At 61.4% G+C, this 19,305-nt stretch carries 16 protein-coding genes and 1 other RNA gene; 15 read left to right on the top strand and 2 right to left on the bottom strand.

The genetic code is table 11. The features are described from left to right. Nucleotides 1-109: 109 nt before the first annotated feature. The 15 genes from KQ933_RS12730 to murB all read left to right on the top strand — a co-directional run bounded on the left by KQ933_RS12730 (nt 110) and on the right by murB (nt 16,703). Complete coding sequence (locus KQ933_RS12730; protein ID WP_216755223.1) at nt 110-727, top strand: lytic transglycosylase domain-containing protein; 618 nt, start codon at nt 110-112, stop codon at nt 725-727. An 81-nt stretch (nt 728-808) separates the two neighbouring features. Further along, nucleotides 809-1,984, top strand: a complete 1,176-nt coding sequence (locus KQ933_RS12725) for an FAD-binding oxidoreductase (protein WP_216755222.1) — start codon at nt 809-811, stop codon at nt 1,982-1,984. A 57-nt stretch (nt 1,985-2,041) separates the two neighbouring features. After that, an RNA gene (gene rnpB, locus KQ933_RS12720) (RNase P RNA component class A) lies at nt 2,042-2,435 on the top strand. Between the two features lie 430 nt (nt 2,436-2,865). Next, nucleotides 2,866-3,303, top strand: a complete 438-nt coding sequence (gene mraZ, locus KQ933_RS12715) for a division/cell wall cluster transcriptional repressor MraZ (protein WP_216755221.1) — start codon at nt 2,866-2,868, stop codon at nt 3,301-3,303. Nucleotides 3,304-3,320: 17 nt separating this feature from the next. Further along, nucleotides 3,321-4,346 (top strand): 16S rRNA (cytosine(1402)-N(4))-methyltransferase RsmH, encoded by a 1,026-nt coding sequence (gene rsmH, locus KQ933_RS12710; RefSeq protein ID WP_216755220.1) that lies wholly within the window; start codon nt 3,321-3,323, stop codon nt 4,344-4,346. 1 nt (nt 4,347) lies between these two features. Further along, nucleotides 4,348-4,788, top strand: coding sequence for a hypothetical protein (locus KQ933_RS12705; protein ID WP_183731103.1), 441 nt, complete (start codon nt 4,348-4,350; stop codon nt 4,786-4,788). Further along, nucleotides 4,788-6,536, top strand: coding sequence for a penicillin-binding protein 2 (locus KQ933_RS12700; RefSeq protein ID WP_216755219.1), 1,749 nt, complete (start codon nt 4,788-4,790; stop codon nt 6,534-6,536). The genes KQ933_RS12705 and KQ933_RS12700 overlap by 1 nt, the downstream gene beginning before the upstream one ends. A 64-nt stretch (nt 6,537-6,600) precedes the next feature. Then, nucleotides 6,601-8,061 carry a UDP-N-acetylmuramoyl-L-alanyl-D-glutamate--2,6-diaminopimelate ligase gene (locus KQ933_RS12695; RefSeq protein WP_216755218.1) on the top strand — a complete coding sequence of 487 codons (1,461 nt, stop codon included), beginning with the start codon at nt 6,601-6,603 and terminating at the stop codon, nt 8,059-8,061. Then, entirely contained in the window at nt 8,058-9,491 is a 1,434-nt protein-coding gene (locus tag KQ933_RS12690) for a UDP-N-acetylmuramoylalanyl-D-glutamyl-2,6-diaminopimelate--D-alanyl-D-alanine ligase (protein WP_216755217.1), read from the top strand. Before KQ933_RS12695 ends, KQ933_RS12690 begins: the two co-directional genes overlap by 4 nt. 20 nt (nt 9,492-9,511) lie before the next feature. After that, on the top strand, nt 9,512-10,612 hold the full coding sequence (mraY, locus tag KQ933_RS12685; protein WP_183731091.1) for a phospho-N-acetylmuramoyl-pentapeptide-transferase: 1,101 nt from the start codon (nt 9,512-9,514) through the stop codon (nt 10,610-10,612). Between the two features lie 7 nt (nt 10,613-10,619). Continuing rightward, nucleotides 10,620-12,032 (top strand): UDP-N-acetylmuramoyl-L-alanine--D-glutamate ligase, encoded by a 1,413-nt coding sequence (gene murD, locus KQ933_RS12680; protein WP_216755216.1) that lies wholly within the window; start codon nt 10,620-10,622, stop codon nt 12,030-12,032. A 1-nt stretch (nt 12,033) separates the two neighbouring features. Beyond that, the gene (gene ftsW / locus KQ933_RS12675) at nt 12,034-13,188 is read left to right on the top strand and encodes a putative lipid II flippase FtsW (RefSeq protein WP_216755215.1); all 1,155 of its coding nucleotides are present in this window, start codon (nt 12,034-12,036) and stop codon (nt 13,186-13,188) included. A gap of 7 nt (nt 13,189-13,195) precedes the next feature. Further along, nucleotides 13,196-14,320: an undecaprenyldiphospho-muramoylpentapeptide beta-N-acetylglucosaminyltransferase gene (gene murG, locus KQ933_RS12670; protein WP_216755214.1), complete on the top strand. Its 1,125-nt coding sequence runs from the start codon at nt 13,196-13,198 to the stop codon at nt 14,318-14,320. Further along, complete coding sequence (gene murC, locus KQ933_RS12665; protein ID WP_216755213.1) at nt 14,317-15,732, top strand: UDP-N-acetylmuramate--L-alanine ligase; 1,416 nt, start codon at nt 14,317-14,319, stop codon at nt 15,730-15,732. Before murG ends, murC begins: the two co-directional genes overlap by 4 nt. After that, on the top strand, nt 15,729-16,703 hold the full coding sequence (murB, locus tag KQ933_RS12660) for a UDP-N-acetylmuramate dehydrogenase (protein ID WP_216755212.1): 975 nt from the start codon (nt 15,729-15,731) through the stop codon (nt 16,701-16,703). Before murC ends, murB begins: the two co-directional genes overlap by 4 nt. A 105-nt stretch (nt 16,704-16,808) precedes the next feature. Here the strand turns inward: murB and KQ933_RS12655 are convergent, their stop codons facing one another. Next, complete coding sequence (locus tag KQ933_RS12655; protein ID WP_216755211.1) at nt 16,809-17,738, bottom strand: SDR family oxidoreductase; 930 nt, start codon at nt 17,736-17,738, stop codon at nt 16,809-16,811. A 113-nt stretch (nt 17,739-17,851) separates the two neighbouring features. Further along, entirely contained in the window at nt 17,852-19,147 is a 1,296-nt protein-coding gene (locus KQ933_RS12650) for an MFS transporter (RefSeq protein WP_216755210.1), read from the bottom strand. Nucleotides 19,148-19,305 lie beyond the last annotated feature (158 nt).

The following is a 19,305-nucleotide window of genomic DNA, read 5'->3' as shown; positions in this document are numbered from 1 at the left end:
TGAAACGATAAGAATTGCTGCGTAACCTGATCGGTTCTTGGTCGGGAATACATCATGACGGCGAGGCGCGCGGTCCGGTAATTCTTTGGGTCGGAGTGATCAAGACTACATGAGAAAAATGATTGTTGTTGCTGCAGCATGCGTTGGCATGATGCTGGCAGGAAATAGCTTTGCCTTTGCGAATGACTGGGGTGTGCGGGCCGATGCGCCGGTGAAGAAAGTGGAGCGTCGGCAGAAGACTGCGGAGCGGGTGCATAAGAAGGAACGCCCGCAGAGGACGGCGCAGCGTGTGCAGAAGAAAACGGAGCGTCCGCTGAAGACGGTCGAGCGCCAGAGTGGCTATCCCGTCGCCGATGTTTCCGGCAATTCCTATTCCGCACTGATCAGCAAATATGCCAATCAATATGATGTGCCGGTGGCTCTTGCGACTGCTGTCATCCGCATCGAAAGCAATTTCAATCCGATGGCGCGCGGCAGCCATGGCGAAGTCGGCCTGATGCAGATCAAGCCGGCGACGGCCCGCATGATGGGCTATTCCGGCAGTGCCAAGGGCCTGTTCGATCCGGAAACCAACATCAAATACGGCATGAAGTACCTGGCAACTGCCCACGATCTCGGTGGCGGGCAGACCTGCAATACCATCCTCAAATACAATGCCGGCCATGGCGCGACGCGCATGAACCCGGTCTCCAAGTCCTATTGCGGCAAGGTTCTTGCGATGCTCTGAACCGGAAGCGCTTTTCTCTGACAAGCGTCGGATGATTCAGCGCAATTGCCGTGTTATCGCTAGCCTTTAGCGAGGTGCGATATGGCAGTCGATTTCAGGTTCATCGTCATCGGTCGCGGCATGATGGGTGCCGCGGCCGCTAAATACCTGGCACGCCAGACGGACGGCGTTGCCGTCATCGGTCCGGACGAGCCGGCTGATCGCAGGGCGCATGAGGGCGTTTTCGCCAGCCATTACGACGAAGGCCGCATCACGCGGACCATCGATCCCGATTGCGACTGGGCCTTGCTCGCCAATCGCTCGATCGCACGCTATGGCGAGATCGCAAGCGAAAGCGGCATCGACTTCTATACGGAAGCGGGCTGCGTCGTTGTAGCGCCTGTCGAGAGTGCCTACCTTGCCGGCACAAGGCAGGCCGCGGTTTCGCTCGGCGTCGAAACGACATCTTTCGATGAGGCTGGGCTGAAACGACGGTTTCCCTATTTCGCTTTTCCCGCCGGCAGTGCCGGCATCTTCGAAGCGAAGGGAGCAGGGCATATCAGCCCGCGAAAGCTCGTGAAGGCGCAGTCGCTGCTTGCCGAAAAGGCGGGTGCGACCGTGATCCGCGATCGTGCCGCCTCCATCCGCGAGGAGGGTGGGGTGGCCGTCGTCACCACGGCGAGCGGCAAGGTTTATCGCGCCGAGAAGGTGCTGCTGGCGGCCGGTGGTTTTTCCATTTCGCAGAATCTCTTGCCGCAATCCGTTGACATGACCGTTTACGGACGCACCGTGACCCTGTTCGAGGTGGCGGACGAGGATGCTCCGCGCCTTGCCAGCATGCCGTCACTTATTCTTGAGGCGCCCGGCATCGACATCTATCTATTGCCGCCGATCCGCTATCCCGACGGCAAGCTCTATCTGAAGATCGGCGGGGATCCCGACAATCTGGTGCTGAGCAACGATACGGACATGCGCGCCTGGTTCCGCACGGAGGGACGCGAGGTTGCGCGCGAGCATCTGACTGATATCGTTGATCGTATTGTGCCGGAGCTTGAGGCGCAGTCCATTTCCTCCGCATCCTGCGTCGTCTCCTATACGAAGAGCCGCTATCCGATGATCGGCTATACGTCCTCGCCGCATATTGGGGTGCTGACGGGCTGTGCGGGGACCTCAGCCAAGAGCTCGGATGAAATCGGCAGGCTCGGAGCCGAACTGCTTCTTGCAGGCAGAATCAAGGACCAGGGCTACGCCACGGATTTCGCACCTTATTTCCGTTAAGCCTGTCCCCCATATTTCGTTGGCATTTGCGGGCTTCCTCGTTTAAGGGAGCCCCTGCCAGTTGGCCGGGCAGCCGCGCTTTACCAATGCCGAAAGGCGGTAAGGTGAGGAAAGTCCGGGCTCCACGGAAACACGGTGCCGGATAACGTCCGGCGAGGGCGACCTCAGGGAAAGTGCCACAGAAAGCAAACCGCCTGTCATGACAGGTAAGGGTGAAAGGGTGGGGTAAGAGCCCACCGCATCTCCGGCAACGGATATGGCACGGTAAACCCCACCGGGAGCAAAACCGAATAGGGATGACGCGGTTGGCGAAAGCCTTCCGGCCTGTTTCTGGGTCAGTCATCCGGGTGGGTTGCGTGAGGCAGCGTGCAAGCGCTGTCCCAGATGAATGGCTGCCACGTTCCGGTTCGCCGGAGCCATACAGAACCCGGCTTACAGGCCAACTGGCGATTACCTTTTCCGGCGTCCGCTTTGCCGCAAAATCCGATTTCCTTCCTATCAAGCCATTGAAATGTCTGAAATAGAGGCGAGGTCTCACGGATCTTGCCCGGCCGGATCTCCTGTTCACCCGGGGAGCTTTGGGTGGCGTTAGAGAATCGCTTTCCTAACCCTTTGTTAAACTTAACAGCTTATAAATGTTTGATACTGCGCCCACCTCAAAATGGGCTCATCCCATTGACGCCCATATGGTCCCATGCTATCCCAAATGCGCACTGCATCAGGGCAATCATCTGCCCATTCATCGCAAAGCAAAGGCGCCTTCCGGATCGGAAGCGTCGGGAGGACCTTGGTTCTTTCGGCTTGCGAAGCTGTGCCTGACTTTGAGGGTTTCGGGCGGCAAAGAGCTTTCCGGGCTCTTTCGGAAACGGATGTTTCGTGTCATGAGCCGCTTCCTTTCGAATGCGACCAACAGGATCGATGCCAAGGGCCGGGTTTCCGTGCCGGCGGCGTTTCGTTCCGTGCTGGCGCAGCGCAATATTCAGGAAGTTTACTGCTTCCAGGATTTTGTGTTTCCGGCGATCAGCGTCGGCGGTTCGGATCTTCTGGAAAGATTCGAGCGGCAGATTGCGGCGGAGGATCCGTTTTCGCCGGAGGCAAACGAGATGTCGCTTCTCATTCATGGGGGCGGGGTCTTCATGAAGCTCGACGCCGAGGGGCGGTTGATGGTCACGGATTTCATTCGCGACTTCACCGGTATTTCGGACGAAGTGACCTTTGTCGGTCGGGCAGACCACTTTCAGCTCTGGCAGCCGCAAGCATTTGCGGCCGCGCAGGCGCAGGCACGAGGGGAGCGCAAGCTGGCGGGCAAGCGTTCCTGAATGAACGAGGGAACGGAATGGTGGCGAATCCTGGCGGAGGTTCAACTGAAGCCGGTGGCGGACCGGTTCGCCACATTCCGGTTCTTCTCAAGGAAGTGCTTGCGGCGCTGGAGCCTTCTTCAGGCAAGGTCATTCTCGACGGCACTTTTGGTGCCGGCGGCTATACGTCCGCCATTCTCGATGCCGGCGCCGATGTGATCGCGCTTGATCGTGATCCGACGGCGATTGCAGCCGGCCAGGCGCTCGTCGCCGCGCATGGCGGTCATCTCAAGCTCATCCATTCGCAATTCTCGCAGCTCGCCGATCATGCGCCCGATAGCGGGCTTGATGGTGTCGTGCTGGATATCGGCGTTTCCTCGATGCAGATCGATGAGGCCGAGCGCGGCTTCTCTTTCCAGAAGAGCGGCCCGCTCGACATGCGTATGTCGGCCGCCGGCGTTTCTGCAGCCGATGTCGTCAATCGTGCCAAGGTGGCCGATCTCATTCGCATCTTCCATTATCTCGGCGAAGAGAGCCAGGCGCCGCGCATTGCGCATGCCATCGAAAAGCGCCGCGTCGAAAAGCCTTTCGAGACGACGCGTGATCTTGCCGGCCTCATCGAGCTGGTGACGCCGCGCAAGATGAAAGACAAGATCCATCCCGCAACGCGGGTCTTTCAGGCGTTGCGCATCTTCGTCAATGACGAGCTTGGCGAGCTGGCGCAGGCGCTGTTTGCTGCCGAGCGGGCGCTGAAACCCGGCGGTCGCCTCGTTGTCGTCACCTTCCATTCGTTGGAGGACCGTATCGTCAAGAAGTTCTTCTCCGACCGGGCCGGCAAGGCATCCGGCTCCCGCCACCTGCCGATAGCGCATGAGCGGGTCGCGACCTTCGAGCCGGTCGGCAAGTCGATGGTTTCGGCCAGTGAGGAAGAAGCCGAGACCAATCCGCGCGCCCGTTCCGCCAAGCTGCGCGCCGGCCAGCGTACCATTGCACCCGCCGAGGCCGAGGACATGTCGCTCTTCGGATTCCCGAATCTTGCCAGCCTCGGAAAGCTTGGAGGTTGATATGCTGAGAACGTTCGATCTTGTGCTCATCGGCGTCATGACGGCGGCAGCCGCCGTTACCTACACGATCAAGCACCGCGCCGAGCTGAAGCTCGAGGAGGTTCAGCGCCTCGAAGCGGAGATCAAGCTGGAGAAGGATACGATCGATCTCCTGAAGGCCGATTGGGCGCTGCAGTCGCAGCCGAACCGGCTGGAGCGCCTCGTCAATGCCTATAACGGCGAGCTGCAGTTGCAACCGACGGATTCGACCGCACTTGCCCACGCGCGCGAGCTGCCGATGCTGAAGTCGCAGGTTCCTCCGCCTGACGTTACTGAAGCCAAGGCTGGAGACGCCAAGGCAGGCGCCAAGCTGGGTGTTGCTGCCAAGTCTCAGCCGATCCCGATGCCGGCGCCGCGAGAGGCCGAAGACGCGGACCAGATCGAAACGGGAGCGGTGGAATAATGTCCTTTCTTTCCCGCATCATGGTACTGAAGAGTCAGGCGCATTTTTCCGCCGGCGTCTACAATCGTTTCGGCGCCCCCTCCGGCATGGCAATCGAAGGCTCGCGCAAGCGCAAGGCCGGGCAGGCCAAGAGCCGCGTCGGCCTGCTCATCGTCGGCTTTACCGCCCTTTATGCCGTCATCGGCGCCCGTATGGTCGAATATGCGATGAAGGAGCCGGAATCGGTCTCGTCCATCCTGCCGCCCGATCGGCTGATGGCATCGCGCCCCGATATTATCGACCGCAACGGCGAAGTGCTGGCAACCGATATCCGGACCGTTTCGCTGTTTGCCGAACCGAACAAGATCGTCGATACGGACGAGGCCGTCGAGAAGCTGCAGACGGTGCTTGCCGATCTCGACGCCAAGGACACCTATAAGAAGCTCTCGAACCGCACCTCGCATTTTGCCTGGCTGCGTCGCCAACTGACGCCGAAGCAGCAGAGCCAGATCCTGGCGCTCGGCATTCCCGGCATCGGTTTCAGGCCGGAGAAACGCCGTTTCTATCCGGGTGGCGCGACGGCTGCGCATATCCTCGGTTATGTCAACATCGACAACCGCGGCGTTGCCGGCATGGAGAAATATATAGACGACCAGGGGCTTGCCGATCTTGCCTCGGTCGGCATGACGAGCAACCAGTCGCTGGAGCCGGTGCGCCTTTCGATCGATGTGCGTGTGCAGGCGATCGTGCGCGATGTCGTTGCCGATGCCGTGGTCAACTACAAGGCCAAGGGCGCCGGCGCCGTTGTGCTTGATGCCCATACGGGCGAGGTGCTCGCCATGGCGTCTGCACCGGATTTTGATCCGAACAATCCGCAGGAAGGTTCCAAGGACGGCTGGCTGAACCGCATGTCGAACGGAACGTTCGAGATGGGCTCGACTTTCAAGACCTTCTCGACCGCCATGGCGATCGACAGCGGCAAGGTTTCCCTGAAAGACAGTTTCGACGCCACCAACCCGATCCGCATCGGCGGCTTCACGATTCGCGATTTTCATGGCCAGCGCCGCTGGCTGACGGTTCCGGAAATCTTCGAGTATTCTTCCAATATCGGCACGGCGAGAATGATCGATATCGTCGGCATGGAAATGCAGAAGGATTATCTGACGCGTTTTGGGCTGTTGACCAAGATGCAGACCGAGTTGCCGGAAGTGAAGATGCCGAGCCAGCCGCGTGTCTGGAAGAAGATCAACTCCATCACGATCTCCTTCGGCCATGGTGTGGCAACCACGCCGCTGCAGACGGCGGTTGCCGGTGCCGCCCTCATCAACGGCGGCAAGTTGATCGAGCCGACTTTCCTGCCGCGCAGCCGCGAGCAGGCCGATGAAGTGGCCGAGGTCGTCGTCAAGAAGAGCACGAGCGACGATATCCGCTATCTGTTCAAGCTCAACGGCAAAAAGGGCTCCGGCCGCAACGCCGACGTGCCGGGTTTCAATGTCGGCGGCAAGACCGGTACGGCCGACAAGGTGGTCAACGGACGCTACGCCAGCAATCTGAATTTCAACGCCTTTCTGGCGGCTTTCCCGATCGACAATCCAAGATATGTGGTGCTGACCTTCTGCGATGAACCGCTCGATGGCGAACAGCATCAGCGTATCGCCGCCTATACGGCGGCACCCATGGTCAAGAACATCGTGCGCCGTGCAGCCCCCATCCTCGGTGTCGAACCGGAATTCGGCGAAGACGGCTCGGCCTTGTTGGTGTCTTATTGAGTGTGAATCAATATCGGTGTCGATTCGTAAGGGGCGGTCGACCTGAACCAGAGAAGTGCATTCGATGAAATTGCGGGACCTCGCCGGAAATGCGTTTCCGGAACTCAAAGCTGAACTCGATGGGCCGGCCGGCGTGCTGGAGATTTCCGGTCTGTCTTCCGATAGCCGCAAGATCGCGCCCGGCATGGCTTTCGTGGCGATTGCCGGCTCCAAGGCCGATGGGGCAGGCTTCATTGCCGATGCTGTTGCCAAGGGTGCTGCCGTCGTCATCGCATCGCACGCAGTCGAAACCCGCGCGCCGGTTCTGGTCGTTGCCGAACCGCGTCGATTCCTCTCCGTTGCCGCCTCGCGTTTCTACGGCCGCCAGCCGGCGACGATGGTCGCGGTGACGGGTACCGCCGGCAAGACCTCGGTTGCCTCCTTCGTCAGGCAGATCTGGGCGCATGCCGGCCACGCTGCCGCCATGATCGGCACGACCGGCGTCGTTTCGCCGACGCGCAACGAATATGGCTCGCTGACGACGCCCGATACCGTATCGCTGCACCAGCTGCTTGCCGAACTCGCCGACGAGGGCGTCACGCATGCTTCTATGGAGGCCTCCAGCCACGGGCTCGACCAGTATCGCCTCGACGGCGTGAAACTTGCCGCCGCCGCATTCACCAATCTCGGCCGCGACCATATGGATTACCATCCGACGGTCGAAGACTATATGGCCGCCAAGATGCACCTCTTCGACCGGGTGCTGCCGAAGGGTTCGCCCGCCATCATCTTCGCCGATGATCCATGGTCTGAGCAGGCGATCAAGGTGGCGACGGCTGCTGGCCATGACGTTCGCACGGTCGGGCGCAAGGGCAGCTATCTGACGCTGAAGCGCGTCGAGCATTTCCGCCATAAGCAGGTTGCGGAAATCCATGCCGAAGGCGAGATCTTCGAGGTCGATATTCCGCTTGCCGGCGATTTCCAGATCGCCAATGTGCTGGTTGCCGCGGCCCTTGCCATGTCCACGGGCGTTCCGGCGAAGCTCGCGATGGCCGCGCTCGAAAAGCTGCAGGGCGCGTCCGGCCGCCTGCAGCTGGTCGGCCATACCAAGGATGGCGCGCTTGCCTATGTCGATTACGCCCACAAGCCGGACGCGCTGGAAAATGTGTTAAACTCGGTGCGTCCGTTCACGACGGGCCGCGTCATCGTCGTGTTCGGCTGCGGCGGCGACCGTGACCGCGGCAAACGACCGATCATGGGCGAGATCGCCTGCCGGCTTGCCGATGTCGTGATCGTCACCGATGACAATCCGCGCTCGGAAGAGCCGGCGGCGATCCGTGCCGAGATCATGGCGGCGGCGAAATGCGCTTCCGAGATCGGCGACCGTGCAAAGGCGATCCGCGAGGCGGTCCTGCAGCTGAAATCCGGCGATACGCTGATCGTTGCCGGCAAGGGACATGAAGAGGGGCAGACGGTCGGCAGCGTCACGCTGCCGTTTTCCGATCATGCCGAAGTGCGCAAGGCTTTGGAGGAGCGGGTACCATGAACTGGCTCTGGACCACCGAAGACATGATCGCCGCGATGGCGGGCCGTCCCTTCGGTTCGCTGCCGCAGGGCATTACCGGCATTTCCATCGACAGCCGCTCGATCGCGCCGGGTGAGGCTTTCTTCGCGATCAAGGGCGACCGTGTCGACGGGCATGACTTTGCCTCGATGGCCGTTGCCAATGGTGCGGCTCTGCTCGTCGTCAGCGAAGGCCGTCTGCCGGCCATGGGGCGCCTGACTGTGCCGATGATCGTGGTCGAGGACGTGCTTGCTGCCCTCGGCAAGCTGGGGCAGGCGTCGCGCGAGCGCTCGCGGGCAAAGATTATTGCCGTTACCGGTTCGGTCGGCAAGACGACGACCAAGGAGATGCTGCGCCATGTGCTGTCTCCCTCGGGGAAGGTGCATGCGTCGGTCGCCTCCTTCAACAATCACTGGGGTGTGCCGCTGACCTTGGCGCGCATGCCGATCGACACCTATTTCGGTGTCTTCGAAGTCGGCATGAACCATCCGGACGAGATCCGGCCGCTGGTGAAGATGATCCGCCCGCATGTCGCCGTCATCACGACGATCGCGCCGGCCCATCTCGGCAATTTCCAGAACGTCCAGGAAATCGCTGCCGCCAAGGCAGAGATCTTCGAAGGCCTGGAGCCGGGCGGTGACGTCGTTCTCAACCGTGACAATGAGCAGTTCAGTTTCCTGGAGCAGACCGCCCAGGCGCTCGGCATCCAGAAGATCCATTCCTTTGGCCAGCATGCCAAGGCGGAATTCCGCCTTGCCGAGTTCAACGGCTCGGACGAAAGCTCGACGCTCTGGATGACTGTCGGTGGCGAGACCAAGGAAGTGCGCATCGGCGCACCGGGCCGCCACATTGCTGAAAATGCGCTGGCAGCGTTGGGCGTTGTAACGATCGTCGGCGCCAGCCTCGACAAGGCAATCGACGCGCTCGCGACGCTGAAGCCGGAGAAGGGCAGGGGCAAGCGCTACAGGCTGCCGATCGGCAATGGCAGCTTCACGCTGATCGATGAAAGCTATAACGCCAATCCGGCCTCCATGCGCGCGGCGATCGCGCTGCTGGCATCGGCCGAGCCGACCGGCCGGGGCCGCCGCATCGCCGTTCTCGGCGACATGCTGGAGATGGGCGAGTTTGCCGAGCAGGTCCATACGGATCTCGCAGGTCCGCTGCTCGCTGCCGGTCTGGAACATGTCTGGCTCGCGGGGCCCGAGATGGTGGCGCTGAAGGGCTCGCTTCCGGAGAGCGTCGCGGTCGAGCATCGCGAGAAGACGGAAGAATTGTTGGAATTCGTTTTGAACTCGGTCGCACCTGGCGACGTGTTGATGGTGAAGTCGTCTTTGGGGATCGGTTTCGGCAAGATTGTTGCCGCGCTCCTTGACAAGTACCCGCCAGTTTCAGACACGCAACGCGATCTATGATCGGGGAAAAGGGGCTTTGAATGCTGATTTGGCTGGTTGAACTGTCGGAATATTTCAAATTTCTGAATCTGTTCAGGTACATTACCTTCCGTGCGGGTGCCGCGCTTTTCACCTCCGCTCTCACCGTTTTCCTCTTCGGGCCTGCTATCATCAATTCGCTGCGCATCCGGCAGGGCAAGGGTCAGCCGATCCGCGCAGACGGGCCGCAGACGCATTTCAAGAAGGCCGGCACCCCGACCATGGGTGGCTTGATGATTCTCGCCGGCATTGTCGGGGCATCGCTGCTCTGGGCCGATCTTTCCAACGTCTATGTTGTCGCCACCCTGCTCGTGACGCTCGGTTTTGGCGCTATCGGCTTCTATGACGACTATCTCAAGGTTACGAAGCAGAGCCATAAGGGCTTTTCCGGCAAGGCGCGCCTCGGCATCGAATTCATCATCGCCGGCATCGCCGTCTATTTCATGATGCGCACGGCATTGGCCTCCGGCCCTGCCGGCTCGACTTTCGGCTCCTCGATCGCATTCCCGTTCTTCAAGGACTTCATGATCAATATCGGCATCATGTTCGTTGTCTTCGGCGGCTTCGTCATCGTCGGCGCCGGCAATGCCGTGAATCTCACCGATGGTCTCGACGGCCTCGCCATCGTGCCGGTGATGATTGCCGCTGCCGCGTTCGGCATCATCGCCTACCTCGCCGGCAATGCGGTCTTTGCGAATTACCTGCAGATCAATTTCGTGCCCGGCACCGGCGAGTTGGCCGTGGTGCTCGGGGCGGTTATCGGCGCGGGCCTCGGCTTCCTGTGGTTCAACGCTCCGCCGGCCGCAATCTTCATGGGCGACACCGGATCGCTCGCGCTCGGCGGCACGATCGGCACGGTTGCCGTTGCCACCAAGCATGAGATCGTCATGGCGATTGTCGGCGGTCTGTTCGTCATCGAGACGCTGTCGGTCATCATCCAGGTCGGCTTCTTCAAGATGACCGGCCGGCGCGTCTTCCTGATGGCGCCGATCCACCATCACTTCGAAAAGAAGGGCTGGACGGAAAGCCAGGTGGTCATCCGTTTCTGGATCATTGCGGTCGGCCTTGCCATGATCGGTCTTTCCACGCTGAAGCTGCGGTGAGGCGGTCATGATCCCCGTCACGACGCTTGCAGGAAAAAAGGTCGCTCTCTTCGGTCTCGGCGGCTCGGGCCTCGCGACGGCCAAGGCGCTGGTTGCCGGTGGCGCCGATGTCACGGGCTGGGACGACAATCCTGACAGTGTCGCGAAGGCTGCGGCAGACGGTATCGCTACTGCCGATCTGCGTACGATCGACTGGAGCGCGCAGACGCTTTTCGTGCTTTCGCCTGGCGTGCCGCTCACCCATCCGAAACCGCACTGGACCGTCGATCTCGCGCGTGCCGCGGGTCTCAATATCGTCGGCGACGTCGAGCTCTTCGTGCGCGAGCGCCGCGCGCATGCTCCCGATTGCCCGTTCATCGCCATCACCGGCACCAATGGCAAGTCGACGACGACGGCGCTGATCGCCCATATCCTGAAATCGAGCGGCCGCGATACACAGCTTGGCGGCAATATCGGCACGGCCGTGCTGACGCTCGATCCGCCGAAGGCCGAGCGCTATTTCGTCGTCGAATGCTCATCCTATCAGATCGACCTTGCGCCGACGCTCAATCCGTCCGCCGGCATCCTGCTCAACCTGACGCCCGATCACCTCGATCGCCACGGCACGATGCAGCACTATGCCGATGTCAAGGAACGGCTTGTCGCCGGCAGCGATGTCGCCATCGTTGGCGTCGATGACAGCTTTTCGGTGCTGATTGCCGACCGCGTCGAGCGGGCAGGGGTGAAGGTGGTGAGGATTTCCCGCCGCAATGTGCTGGCTGACGGTATCTACGCCGAAGGCACCAAGCTCATCCAGGCAGCAAGTGGGGCGATGCTGCCCTTCGTCGATCTCGACGGCATACAGACGTTGCGCGGCAGCCACAATGCGCAGAATGCCGCTGCTGCGGTCGCTGCCTGCCTTGCCGTCGGCGTCTCCGCCGAGGAGATCCGTGCGGGTTTGGCATCCTTTCCCGGCCTCAAGCACCGCATGCAGCCGGTCGGCCGGCGCGGCAATGTCGTCTTCGTCAATGATTCCAAAGCGACCAATGCGGATGCTGCAGCACCGGCGCTTTCGAGCTACGATCGCATCTACTGGATTGCCGGCGGATTGCCGAAGGCCGGCGGCATCACCACGCTTGCACCCTATTTCCCGCGCATCGCCAAGGCCTATCTGATCGGCGAGGCGGCGGCGGAATTTGCCGCGACGCTTGGCGAGGCGGTGCCTTACGAAATTTCAGGCACGCTGGAGAGGGCAGTCGTGCATGCGGCGGCGGATGCCGAAAGGGATGAGGCCGACCCTTTGGCTGTGATGTTATCCCCGGCTTGCGCAAGCTTCGATCAATATAAGAACTTTGAAGTCAGGGGCGATGCCTTTGTCGGCCATGTGGCCGCCCTTGACGGCGTGACGATGCTGATCAATTCGGCAACAGGAGGCAAATGACATGGTGAGCCGCGCGGAACGTGGAGCATTGGCCGATTGGTTCTGGACCATCGACCGCTTTTTTCTGGCCTTGTTCCTGTTCCTGATGGGCATCGGCTTCATGCTTTCATTTGCCGCTTCGCCGGCGGTTGCCGAGCGTATCGGCCTGGAGCCTTTCCACTTCGTCAAGCGCCACGCGGCCTTCATGATCCCGTCGATCAGCGTGATGCTCGGCCTTTCCTTCCTGACGCCGCGCCAGGTGCGGCGCACAGCGATCATCCTGCTGATCGTGGCACTCGCCATGATGCTTCTGGCGTTGTTCTTCGGCATCGAGGTCAAGGGGTCCCGCCGCTGGGTCACGCTTGCGGGTGTTTCGATCCAGCCGTCGGAATTCATGAAGCCGGCCTTCGTCGTGGTCTGCGCCTGGCTCTTTGCCGAGCATGCCCGCCAGCCGGAAATTCCGGGCAATCTCTTCGCCATCATCCTGTTCGGCATCGTAGCAGCCCTTCTCGTCGCGCAGCCTGACCTTGGTCAGACGATCCTGACGACGGCGGTGTGGGGCGGCATGTTCTTCATGGCGGGCATGCCGTGGCTCTGGATCATCGTGCTGGGTGCGGGCGGTGCGGGAGGCCTGGTGACCGCCTATTATGTCTTCCCCCACGTGGCAGGCCGAATAGACAAGTTCCTGACCGGCGAAGGTGATACGTTCCAGATCGATACTGCCCGTGAAGCGATCATCCGTGGCGACTGGTTCGGCCAGGGGCCGGGCGAAGGCATCGTCAAGCGCATCATTCCGGACGCCCATACGGACTTCATCTTTTCGGTTGCGGCCGAGGAATTCGGCATCGTCTTCTGTATCGCACTCGTTGCCATCTTCACTGTGCTGGTGCTGCGCGGCCTGTCGCATGCTTACCGCGAACGCAACGACTTCAACCGCTTTGCCGTCGCCGGGCTCGTGCTGCAGATGGGTATCCAGTCGATCATCAATATCGGCGTTAATCTCGAATTGCTGCCGGCCAAGGGCATGACGCTGCCGCTGATTTCCTATGGCGGGTCGTCGATGGTGGCGATCTGCGTGACGGCCGGCTTCATTCTGGCGCTGACGCGCCATCGACCGGAAAAACGTGCGCAGGACCGGAGCCTCTTCCGCGTGCCGCACGGAATGCCGGCGGAGTAAGGGAATTATGAGCAAGGGCATCGTCCTTCTTGCCGCCGGGGGAACCGGCGGCCACGTCTTTCCGGCAGAAGCGCTGGCCTTCAAGCTTAGGGAGCGCGGTTATTCCGTGCATCTCGTCACCGACAGCCGTGCGGAGCGCTATGCCGGCAAGTTCCCGGCCGATGAAATCCATGTTGTGCCGTCGGCGACGATCGGTTCGAAGAACCCGGTCGCCGTTGCCCGCTCGCTCTGGAAGCTCTGGACCGGTATGCGCGCCGCAAAGCGGTTGATTCAGCGGCTGAAGCCTGTGATCGTCGTGGGCTTCGGCGGTTATCCGACCGTGCCGCCGTTGCTCGCCGCCACGCGCCTCGGCGTTCCCTCGATGCTGCATGAGCAGAATGCCGTCATGGGCCGCGCCAACAAGGCGCTGGCGCCGCGCGTCAGGGCGATTGCCGGCGGTTTCCTGCCTGAGAGCGGCGGACCATTTTCCGACAAGACGGTCGCGACCGGCAATCCCGTGCGCCCGGCGATCCTTGCCGCGGCCGAGCAGCCCTATGTGCCTTCGCATCCCGGTGAGCCGTTCAATCTCGTCGTCTTCGGCGGCAGCCAGGGCGCGCAATATTTCTCCAAGGCGATGCCGACGGCGATCAGCCTGCTCGACGATGCGCTGCGCGCGCGGCTGAGGGTAACCCAGCAGGTTCGCCCTGAGGATATGGAGACGGTGCGCGGGTGCGTGGTGCAACTGCAGATGGCTGCGGATATTGCCCCGTTTTTCAACGACATGGCGGAGCGTCTTGCCAAGGCGCATCTGGTCATCTGCCGTTCGGGCGCCTCGACGGTTTCGGAAATCTCGGTCATTGGCCGTCCGGCCGTGCTGGTGCCTTATCCGCATGCGCTCGACCATGATCAGGCGGCCAATGCCGCAGCGCTTGCGGCGACCGGCGGAGCCAAGGTGATCGCCCAGTCGGAGCTTTCGCCGGAGCATATCGCCTCCATCCTGACGCATGTGATGAACGATCCGGAAAAGCTTGCCGGCATGGCTGTTGCCGCCAAGCGTGCGGGAAAACCTGACGCGGCGAACTTGCTTGCCGACATGGTTGAGGCTATTGCCGCCGGCAAGACAGTTACAGAATTCAAGGGGGCACGCGCATGAAGCTGCCAAAGGCGATAGGCCTTGTCCATTTCATCGGCATCGGCGGTATCGGTATGAGCGGTATCGCCGAGGTGCTGCATAATCTCGGCCATAGGGTGCAGGGATCGGATCAATCCGACAGTGCCAATGTCCAGCGCCTGCGCGACAAAGGCATCGAGGTTTTCGTCGGCCACAGGGCGGAAAACCTCGGCGATGCCGAAGTCGTCGTCGTTTCTACCGCGATCAAGAAGAGCAATCCGGAACTCATTGCCGCGCGCGAAAAGCTCTTGCCGGTCGTGCGCCGCGCCGAAATGCTGGCCGAGCTGATGCGCTTCCGCAATGCGATCGCCATCGGCGGCACGCACGGCAAGACGACGACCACCTCGCTTGTCGCCACACTGCTCGAGGCCGGCGGGCTGGACCCAACCGTCATCAATGGCGGCATCATCAATGCCTACGGCACGAATGCGCGCATGGGCGAGGGCGAGTGGATGGTGGTCGAGGCGGACGAATCCGACGGTACCTTCCTGAAGCTGCCGGCCGATGTGGCCGTCGTCACCAATATCGACCCCGAACATCTCGACCACTACGGCAATTTCGATGCCGTTCGCGCCGCCTTCCGGCAGTTCGTCGAGAATGTGCCTTTCTACGGCTTCGGCGTCATGTGCCTCGATCATCCCGAGGTTCAGTCGCTGGTCGGCCGTATAGAGGACCGCAAGGTCATCACCTACGGTGAAAACCCGCAGGCCGATGTGCGCTTCATGAATGTGCGCATCGACGGCACGCGCTCGATCTTCGATGTCGAAATCCGCCGCCGCCGCACGGGGCAGGTCATTCGTCTCGACGATCTCATCATGCCGATGCCTGGCCGTCACAATATTTCGAATGCGACTGCGGCCGTAGCCGTGGCCAACCGGCTTGGCATCTCCCGCGAGGATATCGCCAAAGGGCTTGCCTCCTTCGGTGGTGTGAAGCGTCGCTTCACGCTGACGGGCGAATGGAACGGCGTGCAGATCTTCGACGATTACGGCCATCACCCGGTCGAGATCAAGGCGGTGCTGCGCGCCGCCCGCGAAGCCTGCAAGGGCCGGATCATCGCGGTGCACCAGCCGCACCGCTACACACGCCTGTCGAGCCTCTTCGAGGAATTCGCGGCCTGCTTCAACGATGCCGATAGCATTTTCATCGCGCCGGTCTATGCCGCGGGTGAGGATGCGATCGAGGGAGCGGATTCGGAATCGCTCGTTTCCCGCATCAAATCGGGTGGCCATCGTGATGCACGTTTCCTTCCTTCGGCGGAGGCTCTACCTCAGATGGTATCAGAGATTGCAAAGCCCGGGGACTTTGTGGTTCTGTTGGGGGCTGGTAGCATTACATATTGGGCAGCAGCGCTGCCGAAGCAGTTGCAAGACCTTTCAGGAAAGTCCGCATGAAACAGGTTAACGGGGAAAAGCTTCTTGCCTCTCTCGGAGAAGGCGTAAAGGACATTCGCGGCCGACTGACGCCGGATGCCCCCATGGATCGCGTCACCTGGTTCCGCGCCGGCGGTCTGGCCGAGCTGATGTTCCAGCCACATGACGAGGAAGACCTGATCGCCTTCCTGAAGATATTGCCGGATGAAGTGCCGCTGACGGTGGTCGGCGTCGGCTCGAATATCCTGGTGCGCGATGGCGGCATTCCGGGCGTCGTGCTGCGCCTGTCGGCCAAGGGCTTCGGCTTTGTCGAACTCGCCGGCGAAAACCGCATTCTTGCCGGCGCCATCTGCCCGGACAAGCATGTGGCGGCCATGGCGATGGACAACGGCATTGGCGGTTTCGCATTCTATTACGGTATTCCCGGCGGTATCGGCGGTGCTGCTCGCATGAATGCCGGCGCCAATGGCTCCGAGACGAAGGATCGCGTCGTCGAGGTCCGCGCAATCGACCGGAAGGGCAACAAGCATGTCCTGACGAATGCCCAGATGGGCTATTCCTATCGCCACTCTGATGCTGCGGATGATCTGATCTTCACCTCGGTGCTGTTCGAGGGCTATGCCGACGACCGTGCCAAGATCCGCGCCGAAATGGATGCCGTGCGCAATCACCGCGAGACGGTACAGCCAATTCGCGAAAAGACCGGCGGCTCGACTTTCAAGAACCCCGAGGGTCATTCGGCCTGGAAGCTGATCGATGAAGCGGATTGCCGCGGTCTGGTCATCGGCAGCGCGCAGATGTCGTCGCTTCACTGCAACTTCATGATCAACATGGGGCAGGCGACGGGCTACGATCTCGAATATCTGGGCGAGGAAGTGCGCCGCAAGGTTTTCGAAATGTCAGGCATCAAGCTCGAATGGGAAATCAAGCGTCTCGGCCTTTTCATGCCCGACCGTGAGGTTCGCCCCTTTCAGGGCGTGACGTCAGAGTAAGCTTCAAAGCGTGTGCGATCTTTCAGATCCGCTTGGCACGCTTTAACTCCTTGTTTGACGCATGTCGTTGTCGCAAAACCGCTGCACACTTTTGCGCGACATGCTTTAGTTCACCGCAAGCCTCAGGCCTTCGCCCGGCGTGACAACGGGCGACCAGCCCAGCACGTCGCGGGCGTGGGATATATCGACCTGCAGAGAGCCGCAGAGACGCTGATAGACGGCTTCCTTTCCGGTGATCCTGGCTGCCATGTGCATCAGGGACGGCGGGAAGGGCAGCAGCATCGGTTTGACGGAGAGACCTGCGGCAATGCCTTCGATCAGCGCGGGCGTCGAAAGATCCTCGCCATCTCCGGCAAGGAAGGTTTCGCCGGCGGCGGCGGGATGGCGCATGCAGGTGATGATCAGGTCGACGAGGTTCTGCACTGCGACCAGCGTGCGGCGGTTTTTCAGCGAGGCAAAGGGCAGCGGCAGTTTCTTGCGGACAAGCCCGACAAGCAGCGCGAAGTTGCCGCGCGCGCCGGGACCGTAGACCAGCGGCGGGCGGACGATGACAACCTCCATGCCGGTGCGGGCGGCGATCTCGCGCAGGCCGATTTCGCTTTCCATCTTGGAGATGCCGTAGGGATCGAGGGGCTTCGGCGTGTCGTCGTGCCTGAACGGCCGGTCGTTCTCTTCGCCGTTGACCTTGATGGTGCTAATGAAGACGAACCGTTTCACGCCCGCGCGAGCGGCCTGTTCGGCAAGGTTCAGGGTGGAAGCGGTGTTGGCGCGGCGGAAGTCCGCCAGCGGATCGGCCGAACGATCGTTCATGATGTGAACGCGGGCGGCGAGATGGACGACGACGTCGACGGCGTCCAGAGCTGCCGTCCAGTCGGTCTTCTCGGTGATATCGACCGGGAAATGCCTGATATCGGACGGGAAGGCTGATGTCGCGGAACGTGTCGTGACCGTTACGTCGCAAATCCGCTCTCTGTGCAGCCGTTCGACAAGCGGACCGCCGACGAAGCCGGCTGCGCCGGTGACGAGGCATCGCATGATCTTCTCCCTGTTCGCCCGCAGAGGACTTGGCTAACCGGAAGCGCTGGCTGCATCAATAAAAAAAGCCGCGACGGCGGGCGGCGCGGCTTTTTGTTCAGATGGTAAGTGGCTCAGACTTCTTCGCGGCCCGACAGCAGGATGCAGATCAGCGAGATCGCAGCCGAGGCGGCGAGGTAGTAGCCGACATAGTTGAGGCTGTAATTGGTTGCGAGCCAGGTGGCGATATAGGGAGCAAGCGAAGCCCCGAAGATGCCGCCGAGGTTGAAGGTCATCGAGGCGCCGGTGTAGCGCACCATGGTCGGGAAGGGAGCTGCCAGGGCCGCGCCGATCGGACCATAGGTGAAGCCCATCAGGCCGAGGCCGATGATCGAGCATAGAACCGCGCCGGTCAGGCCTGCCGTCAGCAGGCTCGCATAGAAGAAGCCGAAGACGGCGATGGCGATCGTCGTCAGGATCAGGATCAGGCGACGCGAGTAGCGATCCGACAGCCAGCCGGAGAGCGGGATCGTCAGGCCGAAGAACACGACGCCGACGAGTTGGATGACCAGGAACTGCTCGCGCGAATAGCCGAGTTTCGTCGTGCCCCAGGACAGCGTGAAGACCGTCATCAGGTAGAAGAGCACGAAGGTGGCGACTGCGATGAACGTGCCGAGGATAAGGCTGCGCAGGTGGCCGCGGAAGACGGTCGCGATGGGAACGGCGACGCGCTCGTGCTTTTCGACAGCCTTCTGGAATTCCGGCGTTTCGGCGATCTTCAGGCGGACATAGAGACCGACGGCGACGAGCGCGAGACTGGCGATGAAGGGAATGCGCCAGCCATAGGCCAGGAAGTCCTCGTTGCTCATGGTCTCCGCCAGGATCAAGAAGAAGCCGGAGGAGAGGATGAAGCCGATCGGCGCGCCGAGCTGCGGGAACATGGCGTACCAGCTGCGCTTGCCGGGAGGTGCGTTTTCCGTCGCGAGCAGCACGGCGCCGCCCCATTCGCCGCCGAGGCCGAGGCCCTGGCCGAAGCGGCACAGCGCGAGCAGCAACGGAGCGGCGATGCCGATCGCATCATAACCCGGCAGGATGCCGATCACGACGGTCGACAGGCCCATGGTCATGAGGGCGGCCACGAGCGTCGCCTTGCGGCCAACCTTGTCGCCGAAGTGGCCGAAGACCACGGCGCCGAAGGGGCGGGCGAAGAAGGCGATCGAGAAGGTCACGAGCGACTGCAGGAGTGCGGAGGTCGGATCGCTTGAGGGGAAGAAGAGGTGCGGGAAAACGATGACGGCTGCCGTCGCGTATACGTAGAAGTCGAAGAATTCGATGGTGGTGCCGATGAGGCTGGCAATCAGGACGCGTGCCGGAGAATTGACCTGCGCGCTGGTCGAAGGGCTCGGCGATACGGAGATCGCTTCTGTCATGTTCATTCCAATCAGTATTTTATCGATTTGCTTGGGAGCCGCCGCTCTTAACGCAATTTTAAGGCTGAGAAAATGCCCGGATACGCAAGAATATGACGCGAACGACATTATCCGCCGGTGTGACCGGTTTGCCTCGACGGAGGCTCCGTCTCCCAGGC

This window comes from Rhizobium sp. WYJ-E13, from assembly GCF_018987265.1.
In the GTDB taxonomy this organism is placed as follows: Bacteria; Pseudomonadota; Alphaproteobacteria; order Rhizobiales; family Rhizobiaceae; genus Rhizobium.
This window is presented reverse-complemented; position numbering and strand designations above follow the sequence as displayed.